Annotated in this window: 10 protein-coding genes and 1 pseudogene; 5 read left to right on the top strand and 6 right to left on the bottom strand. The window is 64.9% G+C overall.

Annotated elements, in window-relative coordinates:
• Positions 1 to 189 (top strand): annotated as a pseudogene (locus LCF60_RS09795) (transposase); the annotation flags it as partial.
• 682 nt (positions 190 to 871) lie between these two features.
• On the opposite strand, the gene eda reads toward LCF60_RS09795, so the two are convergent.
• Positions 872 to 1,516 (bottom strand): bifunctional 4-hydroxy-2-oxoglutarate aldolase/2-dehydro-3-deoxy-phosphogluconate aldolase, encoded by a 645-nt coding sequence (eda, locus tag LCF60_RS09790; protein ID WP_292291452.1) that lies wholly within the window; start codon positions 1,514 to 1,516, stop codon positions 872 to 874.
• Positions 1,517 to 1,558: 42 nt separating this feature from the next.
• Positions 1,559 to 3,370, bottom strand: coding sequence for a phosphogluconate dehydratase (edd, locus tag LCF60_RS09785; RefSeq protein ID WP_292291450.1), 1,812 nt, complete (start codon positions 3,368 to 3,370; stop codon positions 1,559 to 1,561).
• A 226-nt stretch (positions 3,371 to 3,596) separates the two neighbouring features.
• Here edd and LCF60_RS09780 point away from each other — a divergent pair, with 226 nt between their 5' ends.
• The 3 genes from LCF60_RS09780 to LCF60_RS09770 are packed head-to-tail and all read left to right on the top strand — an operon-like array spanning position 3,597 to position 6,045.
• On the top strand, positions 3,597 to 4,232 hold the full coding sequence (locus LCF60_RS09780) for a DUF6778 family protein (protein ID WP_292291448.1): 636 nt from the start codon (positions 3,597 to 3,599) through the stop codon (positions 4,230 to 4,232).
• A gap of 50 nt (positions 4,233 to 4,282) precedes the next feature.
• A complete protein-coding gene (locus LCF60_RS09775; RefSeq protein ID WP_292291447.1) occupies positions 4,283 to 5,479 on the top strand; it encodes an RSP_2647 family RNA methyltransferase in 1,197 nt (398 codons plus the stop codon).
• Positions 5,476 to 6,045, top strand: coding sequence for an RSP_2648 family PIN domain-containing protein (locus LCF60_RS09770; RefSeq protein ID WP_292291446.1), 570 nt, complete (start codon positions 5,476 to 5,478; stop codon positions 6,043 to 6,045). Before LCF60_RS09775 ends, LCF60_RS09770 begins: the two co-directional genes overlap by 4 nt.
• A 52-nt stretch (positions 6,046 to 6,097) precedes the next feature.
• Here LCF60_RS09770 and LCF60_RS09765 read toward each other — a convergent pair whose 3' ends face one another.
• From LCF60_RS09765 to LCF60_RS09750, 4 genes are all read right to left on the bottom strand, one after another.
• Positions 6,098 to 7,297: a LysM peptidoglycan-binding domain-containing protein gene (locus LCF60_RS09765; RefSeq protein ID WP_292291445.1), complete on the bottom strand. Its 1,200-nt coding sequence runs from the start codon at positions 7,295 to 7,297 to the stop codon at positions 6,098 to 6,100.
• Between the two features lie 60 nt (positions 7,298 to 7,357).
• Entirely contained in the window at positions 7,358 to 7,999 is a 642-nt protein-coding gene (locus LCF60_RS09760) for a protein-L-isoaspartate(D-aspartate) O-methyltransferase (protein ID WP_292291444.1), read from the bottom strand.
• A complete protein-coding gene (surE, locus tag LCF60_RS09755) occupies positions 7,999 to 8,784 on the bottom strand; it encodes a 5'/3'-nucleotidase SurE (RefSeq protein WP_292291443.1) in 786 nt (261 codons plus the stop codon). Before surE ends, LCF60_RS09760 begins: the two co-directional genes overlap by 1 nt.
• A 129-nt stretch (positions 8,785 to 8,913) precedes the next feature.
• Positions 8,914 to 9,570 (bottom strand): SDR family oxidoreductase, encoded by a 657-nt coding sequence (locus LCF60_RS09750; protein WP_292291441.1) that lies wholly within the window; start codon positions 9,568 to 9,570, stop codon positions 8,914 to 8,916.
• 111 nt (positions 9,571 to 9,681) lie between these two features.
• Between LCF60_RS09750 and LCF60_RS09745 the strand changes: the two genes are divergently transcribed.
• Positions 9,682 to 10,272 carry a biotin transporter BioY gene (locus LCF60_RS09745; protein ID WP_292291440.1) on the top strand — a complete coding sequence of 197 codons (591 nt, stop codon included), beginning with the start codon at positions 9,682 to 9,684 and terminating at the stop codon, positions 10,270 to 10,272.
• Positions 10,273 to 10,321: the final 49 nt, after the last annotated feature.

Below are 10,321 nucleotides of genomic sequence, written 5' to 3'. Positions count from 1 at the left end.
TGTTCTTGCCCCCGTACAGCCCCGACCTGAACCCAATTGAGATGGCGTTCTCCAAGCTCAAAGCCCACCTGCGCCGTATCGGTGCCCGCAGCTTCACGGACATGTTCAATGCAATCGCCGAGATCTGCGATCTTTTCTCCGGAAGAGTGTTGGAACTACTTCAAGGCTGCCGGATATGTTTCAGGTTAAAAGTCGGACGCTTTAGCAGTCGCAATTCACCAGGAAGTTTGCGAAGCATCGTATTGATTTCCATTTCTTGATCGGGCGTTGATTGAATGTCAGGCTCACGGCTGGTCTCCGCAAACCTAGCCTACCGCCCCCTAGGTCCGGCTTATCATAAGCATTCGTCATGTCTGTGCGTTCGGCAAGAGACTGACCTTATCGAGCGTGTCTTTCAAAGAACAGCTACCCAGTTCATATCCGCGCGAAGAATTGACGTCAATTTCGCGTTTAAGCCCCTCGGCGACTTTCATCGCCTCACCGCGGTCGCGACGATACTCGGGATCGCCTGAAAGCCGTGAAGAAGTTGATCTCCAGGAAGATTAGCGTTCCGCGACTGTCGCCGGCGCCCGTGCACGTGACCAATAAGCGCAGGGGAGGCTCTTATGTCTCTTCCGCAGAGATTAGAGCGTGTTGCGCGTTTCGGGGTCTATTAAAAAAGCTGATGAGGAACGACGTGCCGCTACCCGAAAATTCGCTCACAAGGCGCTCTTTTGTGAAACAGATGATGTAAATTTGTTAATCCGATACGTCTGCTTTAAGCAGGAGTTATATTTTTATGCAGTAAAAATAGCTACTTACGCTAAAATTTCGTTTTTTTAGTCTCCACTCCAAGGCGTTTCGAAAGGCCTTGCTCCGGCGCGTTCTGCGCTCAACGCGACAGGGCTGCGGCCTCGCGGGCGAGTTCTTCGATGGCTTTCCAGTCGCCCTTGGTCACCAAATCCTTCGGTGCAACCCAACTGCCCCCGGCACACAGCACGTTCGACAGCCCCAGGTAGTCCGGCGCGTTCTTCAGGGACACGCCTCCGGTGGGACAGAAACGCACCTGCGGGATCGGCGCGCCTATGGCCTTGAGCGCAGGCACGCCGCCATTTGCCTCGGCCGGGAAAAACTTCTGCACGGTGTATCCCCGCTCAAGCAGGGCCATCGCCTCGGACGCGGTGGCGGCACCGGGCAGGAGCGGCAGGTCCGCCGCCTCGCAGGCATCGAGCAACAGGTCTGTCGCTCCCGGAGAGACACCGAACCTTGCGCCCGCACCGACCGCCGCCTGCACATCCGATGGGGTGAGCAGGGTGCCGGCCCCGACAACCCCGCCTTCGACCGCCGCCATTTCGCGGATCACGTCAAGGGCAGCCTCGGTGCGCAGGGTCACTTCGAGAACCGGCAGGCCGCCGGCGACAAGGGCCTCGGCCAAGGGGCGCGCGACACGGGCATCCTCGACCACCAGTACCGGAATGATCGGGGCAAGGCGGCACAGCCTTTCGGATTCCGTGCTGGCTTCGGCGGGAGTAATCATATTAAAATTCCGTATCTTGCAGGGTGATCTTCAAGTGATGCATCAAACAACGACACCGGCGCCGTTCTCCGCCAGCCCGACATTGGCCCGGAAGGCGGCGAACAATTCGCGTCCGACACCATGCCCATTGCCGCTCAGGTCGGCGGTAACCGGCTCGCGCTGGTCGAAATCCTCGGCCAGGCAGTCGATCCGGCCGCTGACCGCGTCGACGCGCACAAGGTCGCCGTCCCGCACCCGCGCCAGCGGGCCGCCCTTGGCTGCCTCGGGCGACACGTGGATCGCCGACGGCACCTTGCCCGACGCTCCGGACATGCGCCCGTCGGTGACCAGCGCCACCTTCAAGCCGCGATCCTGCAACACCGCCAGAACCGGGGTCAGGGAATGCAATTCCGGCATCCCGTTCGAGCTTGGCCCCTGAAAGCGCACCACGACGACGGTGTCTTCGATGAACTCGCCGTTCTTGAAAGCCGCTTTCACGTCTTCCTGTTCTTGGAACACGCGCGCCTTGGCCTCGATCACGTGGCGTTCACGCTCCACGGCAGAGGTTTTCATCATGCCCTTGCCGAGATTGCCTTCAAGCTGCTTGAGACCGCCGGTGGCCTGGAACGGGTCGCTGGCCGGACGCAGGATCCTGTCGTTCTGGGTCTCTCCCGCGCCGGGGCCGTACACAACCCGGCCATCGCTGATCTTGGGTTCCTGGGCATAGAGGCTCAGACCGTCCCCGGCGACCGTCTTGACCTCTTCATGCAGCAGCCCGTGCTTGAGCAGCTCGCCGATCATGTAGCCCAGGCCGCCCGCGGCGTGGAAATGGTTCACGTCCGCCAGCCCGTTCGGATAGACCTTGGCCATCAGCGGCGTGACCGAAGAGACGTCCTCGAAATCCTCGAGCCGCAGTTCGACACCCGCGGCGCGCGCCATGGCGGGCAGGTGCAGCACGAGGTTGGTGGACCCGCCGGTCGCCATCAGCCCGACGATGCCGTTCACAAACGCCTTTTCGTCCAGGATGTCGCAGACCGGGCGGTAATCGTTGCCAAGCTGGGTGATCTCGAGCGCCCGTTCGGTGCCCGCAACGGTCAGCGCCTCGCGCAGCGGCGTGCCGGGATTGACGAACGACGCGCCGGGCAGGTGCAGGCCCATGAATTCCATCAGCATCTGGTTGGAATTGGCGGTGCCGTAGAAGGTGCAGGTCCCCGGGCTGTGATACGATGCCATCTCGGCCTTCATCAGCTCGTCGCGCCCGACTTCGCCCGAGGCGAATTTCTGCCGCACCTTCGACTTTTCGTCGTTCGGCAGACCCGAGGGCATCGGACCGGCCGGAATGAAGAGGCCCGGCAGATAGCCGAACGTGCCCGCCGCGATCACAAGGCCGGGCACGATCTTGTCGCAGACGCCGAGGTAAAGCGCGGAATCGAAGGTGTTGTGGCTGAGCGCCACACCGGCGGCCAGCGCGATCACGTCGCGCGAGAACAGCGACAGCTCCATGCCGACCTGGCCTTGCGTGACGCCGTCGCACATCGCCGGAACCCCGCCTGCGACCTGTGCCGTGCCGCCGGCGGCGCGGGCGGCGTTGCGGATGATGTCGGGATATCTTTCGAACGGCTGGTGCGCCGACAGCATGTCATTATAGGCGGTGACGATGCCGATATTCGGCACCCGTTCGGTGGCGAGCGTGTCTTGGTCCGGCCCCATCGCGGCATAGGCGTGGGCCTGGTTGCCGCAGCTCAGATGGGCGCGACGCGGGCCATCGGAGGCCGCCGCGCGCATCCGTTCCAGGTACCGGCCACGGCCGCTTTCAGAGCGCTCCTGAACACGTTCGGTCACCCGTTTGATCGTGTCGTTCAGCGAGTGTGCCATGATGCCTCCGCGCAAATATGCAGGTTGTCTTTTCAGGGATGTAGTCAAGTTAGCGCTAACAGTAAAGGCCTGCAAGACCCTTGCCCAGCCATGACCGGGCGAGAAGGCCGCCGCCGACTGTGTCCATTTGCCGGAAAATGTACCGATTTGGCCAAGATACCGTCCCTTTCGGTGGTCAATCTGATCTGGAGAAAAAAGAGCAATCGCCCCGCGAAGGAGGCTATACGTGACATATCTTTTCAAGATCCTGGCCGGATTGATGCTGACCATCACGCTGGGCGCCTGTGCCGCACCCAACCCGGTGAGCCGTTCGGCGATGCCCGACGACACGATGCTGGCCGAGGCGCCGCCCGACGTCCGGATCGACAGCTTCACGGTTTCGGTGCCCCGCTCGCTCGAGGTCAACGAGCGCAATCTCTATTACCCGAAAGGCGATATCGTCTGGCGCGGTGAGCCGATCGGGGACCGCCATGAACAGGTGAGGGCCATCTTCGAAACCGGGCTGCGATCGGCAGCGCCGCGGATCGACGGGAATCGCCCCGTCCGGATGGATGTCCAGGTCACCCGGTTCCACGCCCTGTCGGAAAAGGCGCGATATTCGGTGGGCGGCGTGCATGACATCGACTTCAAGTACCGCCTGATCGATATGCAGACGGGGCAGCAGATCGGCCCGACAAAAGATGTCAGCGCCGATCTGAACGGTCTGTCCGGTCAGACGGCCATCTCGGCCGAGGCGCGGGGCCAGACCCAGAAGGCGCGGATCATCGCGCATCTGTCCCGCGTGTTCGCCGATGAACTGACGCTGCCTGGCGGCCATGTGAACGCGAATCTCGGCCTGCTTCAGAAAATCAACGACCTCTGATATCACGGACGGGCTTTCCCCTTGGGAGCGAGGGGCGTAAAGGGGGCGGTATGACACCGTCCCCTTTGCCCGTAATCCGCCTTCTTCCCAAAACCAAGCCGCAAGCGATCAGGCGCGGCTATCCTTGGGTTTATGCCAACGAGGTCGTCACAGACCGGCGCACCCGCGCGCTTTCGCCGGGGACCATCGCGGTGCTCGAGGATGCCGAGCGCAGCCCGCTGGCATTGGTGGGGGTCAACCCGAATTCCAAGATCATCGGCCGCGTGCTCGACACGCCCGAGGCGGCGCATCCGGATCAGGCTTGGTTCGCCGCCCGGTTGCGCAAGGCGCTGACGCTGCGCGAGCGGCTGTTCCCGTCGCCGTTCTACCGGCTGATCCATGCCGAGGCTGACGGGTTGCCCGGCGTCATCATCGACCGCTTCGGCGATATCGCGGTGGTGCAGCCCAACGCGGCCTGGGCGGATGTCCTGCTGCCCGAGCTTGCGGCGGCCCTCGCCGAGGTCACGGGTGTGACGACGATCCTCAAGAACGCGGGGGGCCGGGGGCGGTCGCTCGAAGGGCTCGACGATGTCGATGCCGTGCTGCTGGGCGATGCGCCGACTGCGCCGATCCCGGTCGAGATGAACGGCGCCACCTACATGGCCGACCTCGTGGGCGGTCAGAAGACCGGGCTCTTCTTCGACCAGCGCCCCAACCACGCCTTTGCGGCCCGCCTCGCCGGAGGTGCGCGCGTGCTCGACGTGTTTTCGCATGTCGGCGGCTTCGGTCTTGCCGCGCTGGCGAATGGCGCGGTGCAGGCGCATTGCGTCGACGGGTCCGAGGCCGCGCTTGCCCTGGCAACCGAAGGTGCGGCGCGGATGGGTGCCGCGGACAAGCTGAGCACGACGAAGGCAGACGCCTTCGACGCGCTGACCGCGCTTGGCGAGGAACAGGCGCAATACGAGCTCGTGGTCTGCGACCCGCCGGCCTTTGCCCCCTCGAGCAAGGCCCGCGAACCCGGCCTGCGCGCCTATGAGAGGATCGCGCGGCTGTCGGCACCGCTGGTGGCCGAAGATGGCTACCTGGTTCTGTGTTCGTGTTCGCATGCGGTCGACCTGTCGGCCTTCACCGGGGCCTGTCTGCGCGGCATCGGGCGGGCTGGCAGGCGGGCGCAGCTGATCCATACCGGGCAGGCGGGGCCGGATCATCCGTTGCTGCCACAGCTGGCGGAATCGGGATATCTCAAGGCATTGTTCTTCCGGCTGTGAAGGTTCTGCTCGACACCTGCGTGATGTACCCGACGGTGATGCGGGAGGTTCTTCTGGCGGTGGCCGGGCAGGGCCTGTTCACGCCGCTGTGGTCGCAACGCATCCTTGACGAATGGTCCCGCGCCGCGGCCAAGCTGGGGCCGGCCGGGCAGGTGCAGGCCGATGCCGAGATCGCCATGGTCACCGCGCAATGGCCCAAGGCGCGTGTGCCGGTGCCGCCGGCGGGGTTGCAGGATCGTCTCTGGCTGCCGGACGCCAATGACGTGCATGTCCTGGCCGCCGCGATTTCCGGCAATGCCGATCTCATCCTGACCGAAAACGCCAAGGATTTCCCCCGCAACATCCTGGCGGAAGAGGGGCTGTCGCGTTCCGATCCGGACGCGTTCCTGATCGGTCTGGCCGCCAGTGCCCCCGAGGCCGTGCACCATGCCGTGACGCTGGTCCATGACGAGGCCAATCGGCTGTCGGACCGCCCCTGGAACCTGCGTCAGCTTCTCAAGAAGGCACGGCTGCCCCGCCTGGGCAAAGCCCTGACCGCGCCGGGCCGGGACCATTCATCGGAATGATCTCACACGCGTTCGGAACAAATCTTGCGGCCGCAAGACGGCGCGCGCCCGCTCAGCGCAGGTAATCCATCGGGTCGACGCTGTCGAAGCCGTTGCGCACCTCGAAATGCACGCGCGCGGGGTCGAAATCGGCCACCTTGGCAATCGACTGTCCCCGGCTGACCGCATCGCCCTTTTCGACCGAGATGCCGTCGACATGCGTATAGACGCTCAGAAGGTTGTCCGGGTGCCGGACAACGAGGATGTTGATGCCGTCGGTGTTGCGCGTGATCGCCGCAACCTGACCGCTGGCTGCGGCCTTGACCGAGGTGCCGACCGGCGCGCCGATGTCGATGCCGTCATTGCGACCCTTGGCGTATTCGCGGATGATGCTGCCCTGAACCGGGAAACTCATCACGGCGTCAGACGCGCTGGCCGCAGTCTGGGCGCCGACATTGGCCACCGGTTCGGCGTTGGCTGCGGGTGCTGCTGTCGCGGCGGCTGCCGGAGCGGGGGTTTCTTCGGGCAAGGGCAAAGACGCCGAGGGCGGCTCGGGCGTCGGCGACCCGGTGCCCGGAGGTGGCGGCGTGGCCTGCTGCCGCTCGGGCGGGGCCTGCGTGACCACGGGAATCAACAGGAACTGGCCTTCGCGCAGGGTGAAATTGCTGTCGAGACTGTTCCACTCGGCCAGCGACCGGACAGACACGTTGTAAAGCCGGGCGATGGTGAACGCGGTCTCTCCGCGCTTGACCTGGTGGCGGATCGGTTCGGTTCCGGTCTGTGGCGCGGGGCGCTGCGCCGCCGGGGTTGCGGGCGACCGGTCGATGGCGTCGCTGGCCAGGGTCGTGATGTCGATCTCGGATGTCGGGCGGATCGGGCCTGTGGTCGGCGCACCGGTGGCGGGCGACGGTTCGGCCACGCGGCGGGGCAGGGCGATGATCTCGCCCGCGCGCAGCGGATCGCCGGTCTGGACACCGTTGTAGCGGGCCAGTTCGTCTGCCGGCAGACCCACACGTGCGGCCAGCGCGGCCAGCGTGTCGCCGCGTTGCGCGACCGCCACCTGGTAATTGGGATACGAGATCACCCCGCGACTGTCCGGCTGGGGCCGCGGCGCCGCTGTTGCACGGGCCGCATCGGCGGTGTTGAAGCCGCCGTTCATCAGGCCGCGCATGTCCAGGTCGAGCGGGTCGGAACAGGCGGCAAGAAGCGCCAGCAGGGAAAGGCCGGCACCAAATCGAAAACCGGAACGAAGCGAAAATCTGCTGTCAACCATGTCGATATCCTCAAATGCGCCGGTTGTTCCCCGGTCGTCACATCACGCACTATGCCCGTTTTACCCGTCGCGGGCCACCCCTTCGACAAGCGGCACGAAGCGCACAGGCCGCAATTCGTCATATTCCAGCCCGTTTGCCGTTCGACGCACCCGGATGAGATGCTGTACCGCGTCCGACTGGCCCACCGGCAACACCATGACTCCACCGACCTTGAGCTGCGCCAGAAGCGGCCCGGGAGGGTCTTCGGCCGCCGCCGTGACAAGGATGCGGTCGAACGGCGCCTGGTCCGGCAGGCCAAAGCTGCCATCGGCGGTGAAGGCGGTGACATTGGTCAGACCCAGCTGGTCGAACACCTCGCGCGCCTCGCGCACGAGACGCTGATGCCGGTCCACGGTGTAGACCCGGCGCGCAAGCTGGCTGAGAATGGCTGCCTGGTAGCCCGAGCCCGTGCCGACCTCGAGCACCGTGTCGCGCGGGCTGATCTCGAGCGCCTGTGTCATCAGGCCGACCACCGAAGGCTGGCTGATCGTCTGGCCGCAGGCAATCGGCAGGGGCATGTCCTCATAGGCCCGCTCGGCGAAATATCCCTTGATGAACGGCGCTCGGTCGACCTGTTCCATCGCCGTCAGCACGGCCGAATTGGTCACGCCCCGTGAGCGCAGGGCATAGAGGAACTGCATCTTGAGTTCCGCGTCTTCCATCAGCGAAAGGCGTCCCGCATCGCATCGATCTGGTCCGAGGCCGTCAGGTCCGCGCGCATCGGCGTCACGCTGATATAGCCCGCGAGGTTCTCGGCCGCGTCGCTGCCGGCTTCGGTGGGCGCGCGCTGGTCGCCGCCCTTGATCCACAGGAACCGACGGCCGGACGGCGAATTGTGCGGCTCGACGGAAAAGCGCGTGCCCTGCCGGATGCCCTGCGGCGTGATGCGGGTGCCCTTGACGGCGGCGCCGGGGACCGGCGGGAAGTTGACGTTGTAGAACAGACGGTAGCCGTCCTGTCCGGCCGGGTCATGGGCGATAATCCGCCGGATCACCTCGGAGCCATGCACGCGGGCGGCCTCGAACGGATCCTCGGCCTGGGCATTGTCGGGGCCGTAATACTGCGACAGGGCGATCGACGGGATGCCCTGGAGCGCCGCCTCCATCGCCCCACCCAGCGTACCCGAATAGAGCGCGTTCTCGGCCGAGTTGTTGCCGCGGTTCACGCCGGACAGCACGAGGTCGGGTGGCACGTTGGACAGGACTTCGTGTAGTCCTGCGAGAACACAATCCGCCGGGCTGCCTTCGGCGGCGAACCGGCGCGGTCCCATCTCGCTGATCATCATGGGATGCGTGTAGCTGATGCAATGGCCGACGCCGGATTGCTCGAAGGCGGGGGCCACGGTCCAGACCTCGCCCTTTGGTCCGGCCAGCTCGTGGGCAATCTCGTTCAGGACCTTGAGGCCCGGTGCGTTGATCCCGTCGTCATTGGTAATGAGTATGCGCATCTGCTCTGCCTTGCTTTTGTACTGAATAGGCCAAGCCCTGCCTTGCGGCAAGCATCCGCCGGTGCGGGCCGGGCGCGGATTTTGCGTTGACGCAAAATATCGGATGCGTCGACGCATCCGGCGCCGGCTTCAGGCGCCGAGCACCTCGGGCAGCAGGCGGGCGGCCTCGTCGGCGGGCAGGGACAGCACGCTGCGGTCCTCCCCGGGATAGAACCTTGCGCGCAGATGGGTCGCCATCGGTTTCGGCGACAGGATCTTCACCCTGGGCCCGATCGACGCGGTTTCCGCCTGCCACGACCGCGCAAGGCTGATCTGCGCCGCCTTGGTGGTGCCGTAGTGACCGAAGAACTTTTGCCCGGCATGGTTGTCGTCGAAGAACACCGCGCTGCCATCGCGCTTGAGCAGCGGTCCGACATAGGGCACGAGATGGGACATCGCATCGAGATTAATCGACAGGGATTTCTGCCAGTCCTTCTGGTCGAGATGATCCACCGGCGACAGCGGACCGGCATGGATCGCCGTATGCACCCACAGCGCGATCTGGCCCCAGCGGTCATGCACCGACCGGCAGAGCTGCGCCATGGCGTCGGGCTTGGTGATATCCATCGGTGCGAGCGTTGCGCTGCCGCCCCTGGACTGGATGCGGTCGTCCAGGTCTTCGAGCCCGCCCACGGTGCGCGCCACGGCGATGATGTGATGCGTGTCGGCCAGCGCCTCTGCCAATGCAAAGCCAAGACCGCGAGAGGCGCCAGTGACCAGCGCAAGGGGGCGTGATGTATCCGTCATGCGCAGTCACATGCCTTTTTGCTGCCTTGCCCGCAAGAGGCCAGTGCTTGACTTGGTGCTGTATTTGCAGAATGAACGGGGGCAATGACAGCCACACGAGGAACACAGGCCATGACACTCACGCAAGCCGCCTTTGGCAAGACAACCCTACTCCGCCAGGTGCTGCTGGCGCTCGGCGGTGCCGCGTTCATCGCCACGGCGACCCAGGTTTCCGTGCCCTTCTTCCCGGTGCCGATGACGCTTCAGACGCTGGCGATCCTGATCGTCGGCCTGAGCTTTGGCGCGCGTCTCGGGACGGCCACGCTGATCACCTATCTTGGCTATGGCGCAATGGGGCTGCCGGTTTTCGCGGGCGGCATGAACGGTCTGGCCTTTGCCGGTCCGACCGCCGGTTTCCTGCTGGGCTTTGTCCTGATGGCGGGTCTGGCCGGTCTGGCGGCAGAGCGCGGCATTGCACGCGGTGCGCTTTCGACCATGCTGGTGACACTGGTCCTGTCCGCGCTGCTCTACATTCCGGGCATTGCATGGCCGATGGCCGTGGCGTCGGTCACGGGCGTCGAGGCCGGCTGGGTCGGTCAGGAGATCGGCTTCTACTGGACCCACTTCGTCGCGCCTTTCCTGATCGGCGATGCGGTCAAGGCGGTGATCGCGGCGCTGGTCGTGTCCGGCGCGTGGAAGGCGCTGGCCGGGCGCAACGCCTGAGGGACTATTCCAGCCGGCATACATGACCCCCGTCAAGAGATTGACGGGG

Origin of the sequence: Marivita sp. (assembly GCF_020055635.1) — a bacterium.
Classification (GTDB): Bacteria; Pseudomonadota; Alphaproteobacteria; order Rhodobacterales; family Rhodobacteraceae; genus Marivita.
This window is presented reverse-complemented; position numbering and strand designations above follow the sequence as displayed.